We start from the raw sequence: 17,622 nt of genomic DNA, 5'->3' as shown, positions 1-17,622 counted from the left end.
CCTTCATTTGAAGGCTGTTTTGCTGTCCAGAAGATGCCGAAGTCCCGCCGCTACACCATTCTCCGTATTACTTGTAGTAATGAAGTCGGCGGTCTGCTTCAGCACGGGGGCGGCATTCTCCATGGCAATCTTGTACCCCGCCATCTCGAACATAGGCAGATCATTGTAGCTGTCGCCCATCACCGCTACTTGCTCCGCTGGAATCCCGTAATGAGCCGCTAGCATGCGTACACCGGCGCCTTTATTCGCTTCCTTATGATTGATCTCGATATTGTTGACATGCGATGCGGTAATAATGAGTCCGGGAATGGCGGCGAACCGCACAGAGGCTTCCTTCAGCAGCTCACGGTTCAGCGAGAAGACCAGGGTCTTATAGATCAGATTCTCTTCCTTGCTCCAGACGTCCTCCATCTTCTCCACGTAGGTCACCGCTGCCTGCTGGAACTGCTGGTCGACCATCGCCTGGAGCAGCCAGGCCAATTCCTCGGGAACCTCAGTATCCTTATGAGTAGCCAGCTTTTCCAGCTGTACCCGCTTGTCGAGCTCTACATATACGTTATCCTCAGTGTATACCTCGTAATACAATTCAGGGATTTCATTCATCCAGCGCAGTGCGGGGATAATATCCTCTTTATTCAGCGGAGTGCTTGCTGCTACGCTACGGTCAGCCAGCGTGATTACAGCGCCGTTAAGGCTCACCACAGGACACTCCAGATCAGCCAGCCGCAGCTGCCGCTCAGCGTCCATATAGGACCGGCCTGTAGCAATAATCACGATATGCCCCAGGCGCTGTGCTTGAAGAATAGCCTCTTTGTTCTCGTTGCTGATTTCACCCTCCGCATTGAGCAGTGTTCCGTCCATATCGAGTGCAATAAGCATGTGATTGTTCTCCTGTTCTAACTATATATTTTAATTTCCCCTTCAAGGGCGGGCGCGTAGGCTTTGCCTGTATTTTATCATGATTGACCGGAAGATTTGAAATGAAAGTCTTCATCAAGAGGATTTTCAGAAAAGAGTACTCACGTGGTACAATGTAAGGCAGACCTGTAACCTGACAGCCTGGTTCGTCTTCTGCATGTGCAAGGGACGATGGCCGGGATGCAAGCGGCATAGGGTCGCTATGTAAGGGGGAAAAGATACTGATGAAATCCAGAAATTTAGCTACGATCTCTCTGGCTATTATGGCCTGCGGCTTTCTATTCACGTTGTTTCTGCCGGAGAATTTGGCAGTTATTCTGCTGAGAGGCGGCTTCGAGGCAGGTCTGGTCGGAGGCATCGCCGACTGGTTTGCCGTGACGGCGCTGTTCCGCCATCCGCTGGGCCTGAGAATTCCGCATACCTCGCTGCTGCTGAAGAATCGGGATAAGCTGATCCAGTCCCTGATCTCTGCGATGGAGAATGAGCTGCTGAACAAGGAGAGCATTGAGAATAAGCTGCGCACATTCAATATAGTCTCGCTCGGAGCTACCGTGCTGACCCGGTTCTTCTCCAGAAAGAAAGCCCGGCAGGAAGTACTGGAGCAGCTCAAAGGCTTCGTGCTGCGGCTTCCGGTAGAGCAGGCCGTTCCGTATATTCAATCGGCAGCGGCAAGCTATCTGCGTGAAGCTAAGCTCGGAGCCGCAGCAGACACTATTGCCACCAGCCTGATGAATGAGGGTAAGGACATTGCAGCCCTTGATTTTGCGCTGGAGGGGATCTCTGCCTGGAGCGGACGCCCTGAGACGCGGGCCATGCTGGGTAAGATCGCCAGTGAGAAGCTGGCCGAGGTTAAGCTTGGCGGACTGAAGGGGATGGCTTTCCAGGCATTCGTCGGTTTCGTGGATGCCGATATGCTGGGGGAAATGCTCCAAGGTATGGTGCAGTCTACGATCCGTGACTTTAAGGAAGAGGATAGCCCCTACCGGGAGGAGGTCATCCGGGAGATCCGGGTGGCTCTGTTCCAGCTGCTGAGCGATGAAGAACGGATTGCCTCACTGAAGAATTGGGCGCTGAATGAGCTTCAAGGAGAAGCGGCCGCCACATTTGTGCTGCAGCAGCTGCAAGGGCTGCGCGGCAAGGCGGTTACCCTGCTGGAAGAGGACCGGAGCCGGGGCGGGCGCAGGCTGTTCTCGCTGTATGCCGCGCTGGTCCGGCGGGTAAGCCAGGAGAAGGAATGGATTCAGACATCGGAGGACCGGATTCGCGGTACGCTGATCTCCTTCGTGGAAGCTAATCATTACCGGATCGGGCAACTGGTCAAGGAGAACCTCGATCAGATGGACGATGCCGCGCTGGTGAATATGCTGGAGGAGAAGGTCGGCAAGGATCTGCAGTGGATTCGTGTCAATGGGGCCGTCTGCGGCTTTGTAGTCGGGCTGGTGCTTACCGTCATCCAACTGATCTGAGATTGTTATATCAGGAATTCATAAAGGCAGCAAGGCAGTCCCCGGACGTCCGTGATGACGGAGAGCGGGGGGATGCCTTGCTGCCTCTTTCATAGGCGGTCTATAGCTGGTTCTTGCCGTTGCTGATGGTGAAGACCTCCTGTACCGGCAGGACAAAGATTTTGCCGTCGCCGAAGGAGCCATGCTCACCAGTTCTAGCTGTACGCATAATAATGCTGATCACGTCATCCTTGTCTTCGTCCTGAATGACGATCATCAGCAGCTTCTTGGAGATTTGATTATAATGGTTGGTTCCAACCTGAATGCCCTTTTGCTTGCCGCGCCCGAGCAGATCCATTTTGCTGATGGAGGGGAAGCCGGCCAGCAGCAATTCGGCCATCACGTCATCCGCTTTCTCAGGTCTTACTATAGCTTTGATCATTAACATAACGATGCACCCTTTCTACAGCGAATAATAGGTTGTAGGGGGTTGCCAATATCTCGGTGGCTTAATGTACAGTGCAATTGTTTAATGGCAACGCTTACATGTGTAGTATATTATTAACTCTCAGCTGCATCCTGCGAGAAGGATCACAAAATCCGTATGACACATTGTCGCATCCTGACTGAGCTTACATGCTGGCAACGTCCGCCCTCCAGAAGAGCATTGCAAGGTAAAGTGTTATGCCTCTTCGTTAACCAAAGGAGCCCTGAAGAAGAAAGCCTCCTCTGGTTAACGTGATCCCGCCAGCTTCAGATAAATATTCTCCAGCAGCTCTGCGGTGTGCTGCCACTCATACATCTGCAGCGCATCGCTTCTTCCCTGCAGTCCGATCCTTGCGGCAAGGTCCGGATTGCGGCCGATCTGCAGCATGCGGCTGGCAAAAGCAGCAGGGTTCCTGTACTGCTTCACCAGATAGCCGTTACGGCCCGAAACAATAATCTCCCGGATTCCGCCGTTGCTGGAGGCAATCACCGGCAGCCCCGAGGCCATCGCCTCTACATTCACCAGCCCGAAGGCTTCATGCTGCTGGGAGGGGCAGATGAAGCAGTCGGCAGCCTGATACATACTGTGGATATCCTCATGGGGAATATTTCCGAGAAAAGACACTTGTACCCCCAGCCGCCGGGCAAGGGCTCTCAGCTGCCGGAGATACGGCGGCTTCCCTTTGCCAGCGATCAGCAGCCGGGCGGGCATATGCCGGTTCAGGCGGTGCATGGCCCGGAGCAGCACAGGCACTCCCTTGCGCGGAATGACCCGGCCAACGAACAGGACCGTGAAGCCGGGGCCAGGACCATGCAGCATGCGCAGACGCGCCTTCTCCTGCGCAGACGCAGGGGTGAAGCGTGACAGGTCTGCCCCCAGAGGAACCACGCGAAGCTTGCTGCGGATACCGGGGAATCTTCGGATAAGCCGCTGCTCCAGGGAACTGCTGTTGGCCGTTACGGCATCGGCCAGGGCGAGGCTGCGGGCAATGCCGCGCTCCTGCGGCACAAATGTGAGAGAGTGAAGGAATATCATCAGCGGAGTGCCGGGGTACTGCCGCTTCACAGCCGCCGCCAGCCGCGGCCGGTTATCGATCTGAATAAGGTCGAACGGTTCGACGGTTTCCAGGAACATGAGAACGGAGCTGCGGTACCTGGAAGGGGTGCCTGAGGGCAGCCGGATGAACTGGACCTGCTCGAGCTCATCCGTGTCAGGAAGACCGGCGGCTCTGCGGCTTAGGACGGTTACCTTATGTCTCTTGGCCAGCCTCCGCGCGATATTCCAGATGCAAATCTCTACAGAGCCGTCCCCGGGAACCGTGAACTGCTCCGGTGCAATCATGCAGATGTGCATTGTAGCTGCTCCTCCCGCTGCATAGTAGATAGGGTTCTTAACCTAACATATGCGTTCAGGTGTGCAGAAGACACAGAAGCAAGCAGGGAAAGACCGTCTGCGGCCTAGCCGCCCGTCTGTTTAAGAGTAACGGCAATGACTCCGGCAATCGTCTGCTCATACTCCAGGATCTTCAGCTTTCCCGCCGCGATCTGCTTGTACCCGGCGACCATAGAAGATAAGGATTGTCCGGCCAGAGCCGGATTCTGCTTGCGGATAGCCGCTTTGAAGTCGCTCCAGTCTGCTGTTAGCCGCTTGTTCAGGGCAGAGACTGCGCTTTTCTGCGATTTGATTAAGCCTTGTGGCCTGTCAATGCCGGACAGAGTCTTGCGGGCAGCAGCCATCCGGCGGGTACGGGTATCCTTGGCGGCCTTGAGCAGCGCTTCCTTGTCGCGGATCTCCTGGCGGGCTATCTGGACCAGCAGCTTCATGGCTTCTGACTGGGCCTTCAGGACGGAATTCAGCGTCTTGTCCTTCAACCCCTTGAGCAGGGAGATCCGCTTGTTCAGCGCACTGTATTGATCGAACAGCGGCTGATATCGCTGCTTGGCAGTGCTGACGGAGGCGCTCAGCTTGGTGATGGTAGATTGGTCCATATTCTTGATTGATTCCCGGACTGTAATCAGCGCCTCTGTATTCTGATCATGAAGCGTCCTGATCTGCACCTCCCGGCTGTCATATCCGGCAGACAGGACGGTTAACTCGGTGAACTGGCTCTTCATCCGGGCGCGTGCAGTGCTGTCCGCCTTAGCGGCAGTCAGGTCAAAGGAAGCCTGAACCGAAGAGGTAATCACTGTCGTTGCTGCCAAAGCCAGATCTGCCGGGAAGCTTAGGGCAATGGCAATCAAGAGAGACAGCAGCAGACAACTTGGCTTATACAGATTGTTCATTATACATTCCTCCGCTTGTCTTCATGTCCCGGAACACAAAGAAAGCACCCGCAGTAAAGGCCAACAGGCCTCTATTACGGGTGCTTCCGGCGTAATGAGTCACGAAGATAGTTTTGCTTTTAAATATAGGGATAACCGTATATTTTGTCAATGATTTCAATTTTAACTTTTAGAACTCAAGGGCTGGGCCTCCATTTCATTCTGTGACAGTCATAGCGTATACTGTGAAGGTAGAAATGGCAGATGAAGAACAGCAGAGGTTCTGCGGAAGCGAACGCCAGCCCGGGATGAAGGAGGTCTTATGTAATGGATAACTTGGCTAGTAATAACAGCATTCCCGATCAAGCCTTCGACTTATCTCCGGTGGGGATGGCAGTATTGTCTCCGGCAGGAGGCAGATGGATGAAGATTAACCCTGCTTTTTGCAATATGCTGGGCTGCACTGAGGCTGAGTTTCTCTCAGGGACTCTATTGGGGGCCGGCCGGGAATTGCACGAGCAGTTCTCCATTCAGCGAATCGTGACAGAGCTTGCACAGCAGCAAGGACAGCCTCTCCAGGTGGAGCAGCGGTTCTCCGGCCGTGACGGGCATCCGTTCTGGCTCTCCCTGACCTTCATTCCGGCGCAAGAGGAGCCGTCCGGCCAGACTGTTATTGTATATGCACAGGATGTAACAGACCGCAAAATTGCAGATCAGCTAACCGTAGACAGCCGTGATCTGTACAATTTATTCATAAAAGACGATCAGAGCATGATCTCCTTCTCCCTGCCGGACGGGACGATAACGTTCATATCGCCGTCCTCCTACTCCCAGATCGGGTATCATTCGGAGGAGATTATCGGCAGGAACCGCGCAGAATTCTATCACCTGGACGATGTTGAGGCTATTAACAGCTCCGGCGGTCTGTTGAAGAACGATATCTCCATCCGCCGCCTGCGCCATAAGGAGGGTCACTATCTGTGGTTCGAGACCTCTTTCCATGTGATTCGCAATGAGAAGGATGAAATCACACGGATTATGGGAATTGGCCGTAACGTCACCCGGCGCAAGCACAGCGAGGAGGCCCTTGCGTCCGCTCAGCGGGTAGCCAGAATAGGCTCATGGGGCTGGGACCTGCTAAAGGGTAGAGTCACGTTCTCCGATGAGCTGCGGCGTATTCTGCAATACAGTGTGGAGACAGGCCATGTGAATCAGAATGCCTTTCTGGCACTGGTCCATCCGGAAGATGTTCCGATTCTGAAGGAGGCTGTCGAACGGGCTAGGGGACTGGGTGAGCCGGGGAATACGGCTTTCCGGATGGTTCTGCCGGATGGGGAGGTCCTGATGGTGCATGTCCAGTGGGACGTTATCCCGGGACCGGAAGGCCGGCCGGCCCAGCTGTTCGGCATGATGCAGGATATTACCGAGCGTATGCATATGGAGGAGCAGCTGCGGGAGAGTGAACGGAACTTCCGGCTGATGTCAGAGAATTCCCTTGACCTGATCTCCCGCCATGCGATAGAGGACAGCATCTTCCTGTACTGCTCGCCGGCCAGCCGGTCGCTGCTCGGCTATGAGCCTGAAGAGATGATCGGCACCAGTGCCTACGATTATTTGCATCCCGATGATCTGGAAATGATTCTGAATCAGATGGCGGAGAGCGAAGATTCTGGATTGATTCCCCCGGCGTCCTACCGCTATCGCCACAAGAACGGTACCTATGTCTGGTTTGAGACGAACAGCCGTTATATTTTTGATGCGCAGGGCCGGAAGACAGAGATTATTGCGGTAGGACGTGACATTACTGAACGCAAGCAATTCGAATCGAAGCTGCAGGAGAGTGAGCAACGCTACAAATCCCTGTTTGAGTATAATCCTGCGGCGGTATATTCCATGAATCTGCAGGGGGATTATCTGACGGCGAATGCCCATCTGGAGCAGCTGAGCGGCTACTCGCTGGAGGAGCTGCTGGGGAATTATTTTGGACCGCTGGTCGCTGACAAAGATATTCAGAAGACGCTGCATCATTTCACCCTTGCCAGCCAGGGGGAGCCGCAGAGCTATGATCTGACGCTGATTCACAAAGACGGGCACCCGGTGGAGATCAATACGATTAATATTCCAATTGTTGTAGATCATCAGGTGGTAGGGGTGTATGGAATTTCCCGCGATATCACAGATCATATCAGGTACACGGAGCAGATCGAGAAGCTGAGCAATGATTACACTCTGATCCTCAATGCCGTGTCCGAAGGGATATTCGGTCTGGACAACGAGGGGAAGGTCACCTTTATTAATCCTGCGGGGGCGCATATGCTGGGCTTCGAATGTGATGAGATTACCGGGCAACCTTACCTGGACCCTATCCAGCAGACCGCGCTTGACGGCAACCATTACCGGCCGGAGGAGTCTCCGCTGATGCGGGCAGTCCGGGCAGGAGAAGCCCATCAGAGTCTGGATGCGGTGCTGTGGCGCAAGGATGGCTCCAGCTTCCTGGCCGAGTACCAGGTTACCCCTCTGTTCGACAAGGGTGAGCGCAAGGGTGCGGTCGTTGTCTTCCGTGATACTACCGGGGAGAAGGAGATTATCCGGGCCAAGGAGCTGGCGGAGAAAGCCGACCAGGCCAAATCGGAATTCCTTGCCATCATGAGCCATGAGCTGCGTACACCGATGAACGGAATTATGGGTATGACCGATCTGCTGGCTGAGACGGAATTGACGGAAGAACAGCGGGGATATGCGCAGATTATCAGCGATAGCAGTGCATCCTTGTTATATATTCTTAATGAAATTCTGGATTTCAGCAAAATCGAAGCCGGTAAAATGACGCTTACCCACGAACCGGTAAGTCTGGCGGAATTGCTCGACAATATTACGGAGCTGTTCATGCCGAAGGCCCGTGAAAAGAATATAGAGCTGTCCTGCCGCATGGCTGCGGATGTGCCGGAGCTGATTATGGGAGATGCGGCCCGGCTGCGCCAGGTGCTGGTGAATCTCGTCAGCAATGCCGTGAAATTCACCGAGACGGGACAGGTCTCCATTCTGCTGAGCAGAGAATATAGCAGGGGCCGCAGGAAGCTGACGCTCAAATTCAGCGTGGCCGATACAGGCATTGGCATCCCTCCTGAGAAGCAGCCGCTGCTGTTCCAGTCCTTCTCGCAGCTGCACCCGTCTATTAACCGCAAGTATGGGGGAACCGGACTGGGCCTGGCGATCTGCAAAAAGCTGGTGGAGCTGATGGGCGGTGCCATCACAGTAGAGAGTGCCGTCGGGCAAGGATCTAATTTCTATTTCATCCTGCCAGTAGATATGGAGCTGGAACCGGAGGGCGGCTGGGAAGATACGGTGACCGTCTCTGATCCGGTGTCGGCCTCTGAACGGATTAGCATCCCGGAAGAAGGAGAATCTGCTGAATTCGGGCCTCTGCGTATATTGGTGGCGGAGGACCATCCGGTGAATCAGAAGCTGCTGTTGACCATGCTGGACAAAAGAGGCTATGCCGCCGATCTGGCCGATCATGGCGAAGCGGCGGTGCAGGCAGTGCTCCGTGAGCGGTATGATCTGGTTTTCATGGATGTTCAGATGCCAGGGATGAGCGGGCTTACGGCAACGGCCAGAATCCGCGAACAGGCCCCTGCTCCGCACCAGCCGTATATTGTAGCCGTGACAGCCTATGCCAGAAAAGAGGACCGGGAGCGCTGCTACGCGGCGGGCATGGATGACTTTGTCAGCAAGCCGTTCCTGGCTGCCGATATTGACCGGGTGCTGGAGCATTGCAGCCATAGGGTATCCCTATGAGCCGGAAGCCTTCCGGGGAGCGCCTGAAGGCAAAGGCGTATACACAGTGGGAGACAGGCGTAGCCTCGCCTTCCTCAGCCTGCGGGCCGGCAACCATGGCCGCCCTCGTGGAATATTGGCATTCGCATAAGGGCCGGACGGTTATTCCGGGTATCCGTCATTTTGATTCCATGGCCGCGCATATCAACTACATCTACGCCCATCATGGCGGGACGCCCTGGGGCATGAGCACACGCAGCTTTGTCAGAGGCCTCCGGGCGTACATCGGCGCAGCCCTGCCGCTTTTAAACAACCGCTCCGGCCTGATTGAGGTATCCGTGTTCAATGATATCGGGCGCTACCGGGCCGAGATTGATGCCGGGCGTCCGGTCGCGCTCAAATTCGACAAATGGTTCAGCCTCCGCTGGCGCGGAAGATATGCGTATGACTATCATTGGGTGCTGGGAATCGGCTATGAGGATGAGGAGGACGGCTCCTGCAAGCTGGTTGTCCATGACAACGGGGTGCAGCATCCGGGCGGCGGTTATACTCCGGGCAGAGAACGGCAGATCTCCTATTCAGCGAATAAAAGAATACTTACGATGGTGTCGCTCAACCTGCCGGGAATTCCAGATGTGCCGTAACAGATTACATCTTTTTTCCAAGCGGGCGTTGTTCTTCAGGGGCGTTTGGCTTAGCGTAACGGACTGAGGTGCTCCTATTTGGAAAGAAAGTCGCCAACTGGGCGATTAACGGACTCCACAAGCCTTATCCTTTGCACTTCGGCTCCGAAACGTCTCATAAGAGACTGTAAGGTCCCCTGAGTCCGTTACGCTGCAAAAAGTGGCGTTTTCACGGGGATAAGCTCTCTCCGGTCCGTTAGATTTTGGATGGATAGATAGTGGCCGGGCCGGGGCAGGATATCTGCTGTGTCCCGGCCTTTTTGAAAGATAAGAATGTATATGCTTCGCGCTATCATTATCCTTCTATTTCTCGCCGAAACGGTACCGTCCTTACAAAGGACGGTACCGTTTCCACTTGCAGAGTGTGATTCAAACGTTTGCACAAACATGGCGGTTAGGATAAAATTTCATATAGAGAAGAACAGAGTTGAATAAATCCTTGAAATTGTGCCGTATATTTAGTTAAGGGTAAAGGAGGCGGTATGCCTTGTCAGTACAGAAGGAAATGAAGGAACCAATTCATTACGGGGACCCGGCGGCTACCAGCGGAATCTCCGTCTTCGACCGGAGTTTCGATGAGCTGTTCAGCTATGACGGAGAGGATCTTGGCCTAACCTATTCGGCGTCCGGCTCAGCGTTCTGTCTGTGGGCCCCGACGGCCCAGGAAGCGGAGCTGGTGCTCTATCCATCCTGGAAGGATGCTGCGCAGCGGCAGATTCCCATGGTGCGTGACGTCCGGGGAACCTGGAGACTCAGCGTCCCGGGCGATCTGGACGGAATGTTCTACACCTATAAGGTGCGCATTGGTGATCTATGGAATGAAGCGGTGGACCCGTACGCCCGCGCGGTCGGTGTGAACGGGGACAGAGGGGCTATACTGGATCTGCGCAAGACCGATCCCGCGCGCTGGACGCAGGATAAGCCGCCGCTTGCGGACCCGGTGGATGCGGTGATCTATGAGCTTCACCTGCGCGACTTATCGGTTCATCCTGCCAGCGGGATTACGCATACAGGGCAATACCTGGGTCTTGCCGAAGCCGGTACCCGGGGTCCTGAGGGCATTGCCACCGGTCTTGATCATATTGCCAGTCTCGGTGTTACCCATGTGCAGCTGCTGCCTATCTATGATTATGCGACAGAGAGCGTGGATGAGACCCTTCTTACGGAGCCTCATTATAATTGGGGATATGATCCCAAGAATTACAATGCTCCTGAAGGCTCTTATGCGTCAGATCCGTATGTTCCGGGCCTGCGCATCCGGGAGCTGAAGACGATGATTCAGGCACTTCATGACAGCGGCCTGCGTGTCATCATGGATGTGGTCTACAATCATGTCTATGACGGCTTCCGGGTGAACTTCACCAAGCTGGTTCCCGGTTATTATTTGCGCTACACCGCAGATGGCCGGTTATCCAACGGCTCCGGCTGCGGGAACGACACTGCTTCTGAGCGCAAGATGATGTCCCGTTTCATCGTGGAATCCGTGTTGTACTGGGCTAAGGAGTACCATATTGACGGCTTCCGCTTCGATTTGATGGGACTGCATGATGTAGGGACCATGAATGAGATCCGCCGCCGTCTGGATGAGCTGGACCCCTCGATTATGACCATTGGCGAAGGCTGGGTGATGGATACGGAACTGGCAGAAGAACTGCGGGCGAACCAGCGTCAGGCCAATCAGATGCCGGGCATCGGACACTTTAATGACGGCTTCCGCGATGCGGTGAAAGGAAATATATTTCTCCATGACCAAAAGGGCTTCATCAGCGGCGGGTTTGGCTTCGAGCGCAATGTGAAGGCAGGCATTGCCGGAGCGATCTACTACGGGCCCGGCCTCGGGCAATTCGCCCAGGAGCCGCAGCAGAGTGTGAACTTCGTAGAGTGTCATGACAATCATACACTGTGGGATAAGCTGGTATTGTCAACGGCAGGAACGGAAGACAATCAGCGCCGCGCTATGCACCATCTGGCCTCGGCTATCGTGCTGACGAGTCAGGGGATACCGTTCATTCATGCCGGGCAGGAGTTCCTGCGGACCAAGGACGGTGTGGAGAACAGCTATAAATCACCAGTGGAAGTGAACTGGCTGGACTGGGAACGCTGCGCGGAGCATGCTGAATCAGTAGCGTACATGAAGCAGCTGATTGCGCTGCGAGCGGCTCATCCCGCCTTCCGTCTGCGTACCGCTGAGGAGATCCGTGACCATCTGGTGTTCGAGGACGCACCGGCGAAGGCGGTGGCCTTCACACTCCGCGATCATGCCGGAGGAGATTCTGCGGAGCATCTGTACGTTCTGTACAATGCCAACCCGGAGGGTGCAGCCCTGAAGCTGCCCGAACTGGGCACATGGGACATTGTATTCGGCGAGGAGCAGATCAGCGGGCTGGAGGGCGGTATTTTAACCGCTGCAGGAATAGGAATGATTGTACTTGCTGTGAATTGACTGATGGGTATCACGATGATAGGTTCGCGCTCAAGCAGGCTGTCGGGGCAGTCTGCTTTTTGCTGAGCCATTATGATCTGAATCGGATATTATAGGTAGATATCAGAGCTGAAATGACAGTAAGCAGCCAAACCAGCAAACAGAGGACGGTAAGTATCGGGAACAAGCTAACTTCAAACATAGAATGGCCAAGACTGGTCTGAATGGCTAAAAACATTATGCCAATCAACCAAGCTATGCAGCCTGTGTGTAGGAGCAGACGCTGTTTGCCGGGCAGTAGATTCGAATGTTCCAGCAGCCAGGCGGGTAACAGCAGGGTTTGGAGCGAATGGAGGCCAATTCCATGTAGTACAATATAATTGCCCCCAGCTCCGAAAAAACGGCCTTGTAAACTCATCATGATCAGTCCTGCCAGATTAGCTATGAATACCGACAGCAAGGCATAACGGATACCGGTGATAAGTACAGGGCGCGATAATGGAGCCTTCATTTTCAGAAATTGGACAGCAAGCAGGATGCCCGAGATGACAAAAGAAAGAGATACGACGCCAAATAAAGCTCCCGCAAGGATATCCACCGGTCCTCCGGCTTTAGAGAAACGAGGATTGAAGCCCCGGAAATTTTGCAGGGTTTCGATTACATAGCTGTAGGAAGCAGCGGCGATAAAAAGCCGGCGAACCACTTTTCTCATGCGAATGGTAAAGCCTGCAAAGGGCAAGATGGCAGCAATGGATGACAGGAAAATTCCTAAGGCTGCTGCAAACGAGAATACATTTTTAATATTACCCTCCGGCAGAACAACTGCTCCTTGAAAGAACATATAGACAGCAGCACATCCCGCAATAACAAACCCAAGCAGTCCAAGCATAACGAGCGCTTGTTCACGCTTGAAAATAGATACGGCAGATGTCATCAATTCGTTGAACATAGTAGGCACGGTTCGATCACACTCTCAAATTTATTTATCGATTAATAAATAGTTATCAAAATAATTGCAAGCAGTACCAGATAAGATTTATCCGTTTGCTGCTTGCCCTGATTCAATTCTTAGTCGTTTGTATGGATTGTTTTATTTCTGGTAAATTTAGCACCTCGGATAACGTGGCCAGCAGCCCCATGCTCATAAAACGGATTGCATTTTCTTCAGCATCGGGTAACCCGGCTTTCTGAAATTTGGCAGTCACTTCATCAAAAATAGTCTTATAGAGCTTAGCAGAATGTTCTTTGATCCCCGCTTCCGATATGGTATAAGCCTGCATGACCATCAATACTTCGGAACGGTGTGTCTGCATTAAGTTGAAAAAACTGCTGCCCATCGCGCCAACCAACTGATCAGCAGGTGCCTCGACTTCCATAAAAGTGTCATGAATCCGATTGTATGCACGTTTTAACACTGCTATATATAAGTCTTCTTTGTTGTCAAAAAAATGAAAGATGTAGGGCTGTGTAACTCCCGCGGCTTTAGCTACCATAGCAGTGGTTGTCCTGTAGTAGTCATTTTCTGCAAAAAGGGTTAATGCACTTTCCATAATTTTTTGCTTTTTATCTTCCTTTGCTGCCATTGTGATCAGTTCCAATCGTTTATTTATCGTGCGATAAATAAATCATATAAAAGTATGATTTATCTGTCAATGCTATACTGTACCCCCATGGGCGATTATTATTGCAACAGAGAACAGATAACGGCATGTGGGGATTGCCTGGAGGTTCTATGGAGCCGGGGGAAGAGATGATAGAGGTTGCGAAGCGGGAGCTTTTGGAGGAGGTAGGATTAGAGGCGTTAGGCTTAGAGCTACTGGATTTATTTTCTGGGCCGGAATTGTATTACCGGTATCCCAATGGAGACGAAGTACATAACGTTGTTGCAGCATATCTGTGCAAGGGTTACCGGGGAACCATTAGAGGAGACGGAGATGAGGTGCAGGATATTCAGTTTTTTGAGCTAGATCAACTGCCAAGTCACATAAGCCCTCCAGACCGGCCCATCATATCAAGGTTTCTAAGAGATCAGGTGTAGCACCCTGAAGCAAGCAAGTTGATGTAAAAACGGGACAGTAAAGTCCAGGAATAAGATTCAGTTTAAGCGTCCTTTGGAGGAAACTCTCCAAGGGGCGCTTTTATGTCAAGGGTTTATCCGAGCCTGCTTTAGCACGGAAACCGCCCATAAGCCCGCTTTTAAAAATAAATAGTATTTCCACGTAAAAACTACTTCATCTGTCGTAGTAATTGTGCTAAACTGAACTTAATTACTACGACAGATGAAGTAATAGGAGGCAGGCAATTGATCAGCAGTGATGTGATTAGGGGATACAACGACACGATGATCCTCTACATGCTTCTGGACGGGGAGTCTTACGGCTATGAGATTTCCAAGAATATACGGAAGCTATCGGATGAGAAATACATTATGAAGGAGACCACACTCTATTCGGCATTCACCCGGCTGGAGAAGAACGGTTATATCGATTCCTTCTATCTGGATGAGACATTTGGCAAAAGACGCACCTACTACCGCATCACTCCCCTGGGCCTGGCCTACTACCGGGCAAAATGCGAAGAATGGCAGGTAACGCAGGAAGTTATCAACAAATTCATAAAGGAGCTGTGAGGAACTTGGATACCATCATTGGATACTTGAACAATATGTTCGCATCTCTGCCCAGAACAGAACAGATGGCGATGCTGAAGCAGGAGCTGCTTGGCAACATGGAGGAGAAATACTATGAACTGAAGCATGACGGGAAGTCGGAGAACGAAGCGGTGGGCATCGTTATTTCTGAATTCGGCAACATTGATGAGCTGGTCAGCGAGCTGGGGCTTGGAGAGGTTCGTAAGGAGGAAGAACCAGGGCTGCCCATGCTGGATGAGCTTGCTGTAGAGGGATTTATCGCTGCCAAAAAAAGATCAGGCCTGCTCGTAGGCTGGGGTGTAGGGCTGATTTTGCTGGGTGCTGCGCTGCTTATCCTTTTCTCGGGTCTTGGGGAGAACGGGGTCATGGGAAATGTATTCTCTGAAGATGCGATGAGCATGATCGGGCTGGTCTCTCTGTTACTGCTCCTCGTTCCTGCTATCGCCTTATTCATCTACAGTGGCACGAAAATGGAGAAATACAAATACATGGAGTCCGGGTTCAGTCTGCCGTATCCGCTGGAGGCATATATTGAGCAGAGACAGTCGGATTTTGCCGCCACCTATACATTGTCGCTTATTATGGGTGTCGGTTTATGCGTATTATCGCCGATTGCCATCTTTGTAACTTCTGCATTCGGAGATGAATTTAGCTCATACGGGGTGGCCGTACTGCCAATAATAGTGGCTGTCGCCGTGTTCCTCTTCGTGTATTACGGGAATATTCGGGGAGCTTATCAAAAACTGCTAAAGACCGGTGATTTCAGTGAAGCGAAGAAGGAGGAGGACCGGTTTGTCGGTGCGGTTGCCGCTGTGATCTGGCCGTTGGTTACTTGTGTTTTTCTGGTGAGCGGTTTTGTGTTCGACCAGTGGGAGATCAACTGGATCGTCTTCCCGTTAACTGGCATTCTGTTTGGGGTGTTCAGCTCGGTCTACAATATGTTCAAGAAAAAAGATGCTGCCTGAGTCTGCTGTACACGATTTGCCACATAACGTTAACACAAAAGGTGATATTGCTCATGTTCCCTCTCTGCGGATAGGTGGTAATATGAAGGCATTTATTCCCCTTATTATAACCGTGCAAGAGCCTGTACCGGGGTGATATGAAGCCCCGTTATAGCCTCTTGCTTCGCTGCTTTACAGTGACAGAATAACGGACGGTGACAGAAGAGTGTGTTTCTTTTTGGAGCCGGGTGTGGGCATGAATGCCGTCTATTACCTTTCGGCGGCCAATCAGAGAGACTCGGAGGATGACAGGGATGGGTAAAACAACCGGATTTATAGAATATCAGCGGCGCACGCCTGCTGAATGCGAGCCGCTGGAGCGGATTAAGAACTGGAATGAATTCTCGGTTCCGATGGAGGAAGAACAGCTGCGTGAGCAGGGTGCCCGCTGTATGGATTGCGGAACACCGTTCTGCCATGTCGGGCGTATGTTGTCAGGGATGGCCAGCGGCTGTCCGCTGCATAATCTGATTCCAGAGTGGAATGACATGGTATACCGCGGCAACTGGCAGGTTGCGCTGAAGCGCCTGCATAAGACGAATAACTTCCCGGAATTTACAGGACGCGTCTGCCCAGCGCCTTGTGAAGGCTCTTGCACAGTAGGGAAGAACGGTGATTCGGTAACGATTAAATCGATCGAAAAAGCGATTGTAGATAGAGGGTTCGCGGAAGGCTGGATCGTGCCTGAGCCGCCGCTTACCCGGACAGGCAAGAAGGTTGCCGTCGTCGGCTCCGGCCCTGCCGGGCTGGCCTGTGCTGCCCAACTGAACAAAGCGGGACACAGTGTAACGGTCTATGAGCGGGCTGACCGGATTGGCGGACTGCTGACCTACGGCATTCCGAACATGAAGCTGGATAAGAAGAAGGTGCAGCGCCGGGTAGATCTGCTGGCTGCGGAAGGCGTGACCTTCGTCACCCGGACTGAGATCGGCAGAGATATTACTGCCGCTCAGCTGCAGGAGGAGCATGATGCCGTTGTCCTCTGCGGCGGATCGACCAAAGCACGCGATCTGCCGCTCGAAGGCCGCGAGCTGCGCGGCATTCATCAGGCGATGGAGTTCCTGACGCTGAACACCAAGAGCCTGCTGGATTCCGAACTCGCGGATGGAGAGTATCTGTCGGCGGCGGGCAAGGATGTGGTCGTCATCGGCGGCGGAGATACGGGGACGGACTGTGTAGCGACCTCCATCCGCCATGGCTGCCGCAGTGTGATCCAACTGGAGATTATGCCGCAGTCACCGTTGACCCGCCAGCCGGGTAACCCGTGGCCGGAATGGCCGAAGGTGCTGAAGGTGGACTACGGACAGCAGGAGGCGGCTTCGTTATATGAAGAAGATCCGCGCCGCTATTTGGTCAATACCAAGCGCTTCGTGGGCGATGCAGGCGGACATGTGCAGGAGCTGCATACAGTGCGTATTGAATGGAAGCGTACGGAAGACGGGCGGATGGCCCCGGTAGAAGTACCGGGCAGCGAAGAGGTTGTTCAGGCGCAGCTCGTGCTGCTGGCGCTGGGCTTCACCGGACCGGAGGAGACGGTGCTGGAACAGCTCGGCGTGGAGCGCGATGAGCGCTCCAACGTGAAGGCAGAGTTCGGCGCGCAGGCAACGAATGTGGAGGGCGTTTTCACAGCCGGCGACATGCGGCGCGGCCAGAGCCTTGTGGTCTGGGCGATTAACGAGGGCCGCCAGGCTGCCCGCGAGGTAGACCGCTTCCTGATGGGCTCGTCCAATCTGCCTTGAGGCTTGCTGACTAAGGTAGTTGCGGGTAGACGCCAAGGCAAGAGGTACGCTTCAAGAAATGTCTCATCGAGAGATGCTCTGTGAAGGGGGCGGCCTGGCAAGAACCGTCCTGTTAGGAGACGGACCGCTAAGAGACGCCCTGTTATGAAACATCCTGTTATGAAACGCCCTGTTAAGAAACGCCCTGTTAAGAAACATCCTGCATAGAGACGCCCGCCAGGGCGTCTTGCTTTGCG

13 protein-coding genes and 1 pseudogene are annotated in these 17,622 nt (G+C 53.3%); 8 read left to right on the top strand and 6 right to left on the bottom strand.

Annotation, left to right across the window (positions count from 1 at the left end):
* Positions 1 to 3: 3 nt before the first annotated feature.
* Entirely contained in the window at positions 4 to 879 is an 876-nt protein-coding gene (locus tag NST04_RS01830) for a Cof-type HAD-IIB family hydrolase (RefSeq protein ID WP_341182927.1), read from the bottom strand.
* A gap of 263 nt (positions 880 to 1,142) precedes the next feature.
* Between NST04_RS01830 and NST04_RS01825 the strand changes: the two genes are divergently transcribed.
* Complete coding sequence (locus NST04_RS01825) at positions 1,143 to 2,384, top strand: DUF445 domain-containing protein (protein ID WP_341182926.1); 1,242 nt, start codon at positions 1,143 to 1,145, stop codon at positions 2,382 to 2,384.
* A gap of 100 nt (positions 2,385 to 2,484) precedes the next feature.
* Here NST04_RS01825 and NST04_RS01820 read toward each other — a convergent pair whose 3' ends face one another.
* The 3 genes from NST04_RS01820 to NST04_RS01810 all read right to left on the bottom strand — a co-directional run bounded on the left by NST04_RS01820 (position 2,485) and on the right by NST04_RS01810 (position 5,132).
* Positions 2,485 to 2,811 carry a P-II family nitrogen regulator gene (locus NST04_RS01820; protein WP_076161725.1) on the bottom strand — a complete coding sequence of 109 codons (327 nt, stop codon included), beginning with the start codon at positions 2,809 to 2,811 and terminating at the stop codon, positions 2,485 to 2,487.
* A 285-nt stretch (positions 2,812 to 3,096) separates the two neighbouring features.
* Entirely contained in the window at positions 3,097 to 4,203 is a 1,107-nt protein-coding gene (locus NST04_RS01815; protein WP_341182925.1) for a glycosyltransferase family 4 protein, read from the bottom strand.
* A gap of 104 nt (positions 4,204 to 4,307) precedes the next feature.
* Entirely contained in the window at positions 4,308 to 5,132 is an 825-nt protein-coding gene (locus NST04_RS01810) for a hypothetical protein (RefSeq protein ID WP_341182924.1), read from the bottom strand.
* Positions 5,133 to 5,438: 306 nt separating this feature from the next.
* Between NST04_RS01810 and NST04_RS01805 the strand changes: the two genes are divergently transcribed.
* The 3 genes from NST04_RS01805 (at position 5,439) to pulA (ending at position 12,014) form a co-directional block, all read left to right on the top strand.
* Entirely contained in the window at positions 5,439 to 8,909 is a 3,471-nt protein-coding gene (locus NST04_RS01805) for a PAS domain S-box protein (RefSeq protein WP_341182923.1), read from the top strand.
* Positions 8,906 to 9,532 (top strand): C39 family peptidase, encoded by a 627-nt coding sequence (locus NST04_RS01800; protein WP_341182922.1) that lies wholly within the window; start codon positions 8,906 to 8,908, stop codon positions 9,530 to 9,532. The genes NST04_RS01805 and NST04_RS01800 overlap by 4 nt, the downstream gene beginning before the upstream one ends.
* Before the next feature lie 526 nt (positions 9,533 to 10,058).
* Complete coding sequence (gene pulA, locus NST04_RS01795; protein ID WP_341182921.1) at positions 10,059 to 12,014, top strand: type I pullulanase; 1,956 nt, start codon at positions 10,059 to 10,061, stop codon at positions 12,012 to 12,014.
* Between the two features lie 70 nt (positions 12,015 to 12,084).
* Here the strand turns inward: pulA and NST04_RS01790 are convergent, their stop codons facing one another.
* On the bottom strand, positions 12,085 to 12,942 hold the full coding sequence (locus NST04_RS01790) for a hypothetical protein (protein ID WP_341182920.1): 858 nt from the start codon (positions 12,940 to 12,942) through the stop codon (positions 12,085 to 12,087).
* A 112-nt stretch (positions 12,943 to 13,054) separates the two neighbouring features.
* On the bottom strand, positions 13,055 to 13,576 hold the full coding sequence (locus NST04_RS01785; protein WP_341182919.1) for a TetR/AcrR family transcriptional regulator: 522 nt from the start codon (positions 13,574 to 13,576) through the stop codon (positions 13,055 to 13,057).
* Between the two features lie 68 nt (positions 13,577 to 13,644).
* Between NST04_RS01785 and NST04_RS01780 the strand changes: the two are divergent.
* The 4 genes and pseudogenes from NST04_RS01780 to NST04_RS01765 form a co-directional block, all read left to right on the top strand.
* Positions 13,645 to 14,031: pseudogene (locus NST04_RS01780) on the top strand (NUDIX domain-containing protein); the annotation flags it as partial.
* A gap of 264 nt (positions 14,032 to 14,295) precedes the next feature.
* Positions 14,296 to 14,622 carry a PadR family transcriptional regulator gene (locus tag NST04_RS01775; protein ID WP_076161743.1) on the top strand — a complete coding sequence of 109 codons (327 nt, stop codon included), beginning with the start codon at positions 14,296 to 14,298 and terminating at the stop codon, positions 14,620 to 14,622.
* A 5-nt stretch (positions 14,623 to 14,627) separates the two neighbouring features.
* Positions 14,628 to 15,608, top strand: coding sequence for a permease prefix domain 1-containing protein (locus NST04_RS01770; RefSeq protein ID WP_341182918.1), 981 nt, complete (start codon positions 14,628 to 14,630; stop codon positions 15,606 to 15,608).
* Positions 15,609 to 15,901: 293 nt separating this feature from the next.
* On the top strand, positions 15,902 to 17,386 hold the full coding sequence (locus tag NST04_RS01765; protein WP_341182917.1) for a glutamate synthase subunit beta: 1,485 nt from the start codon (positions 15,902 to 15,904) through the stop codon (positions 17,384 to 17,386).
* The last annotated feature ends 236 nt before the right edge of the window (positions 17,387 to 17,622 follow it).

This window comes from Paenibacillus sp. FSL H7-0756, from assembly GCF_038006765.1.
Taxonomy (GTDB): Bacteria; Bacillota; Bacilli; order Paenibacillales; family Paenibacillaceae; genus Paenibacillus_AQ.
This window is presented reverse-complemented; position numbering and strand designations above follow the sequence as displayed.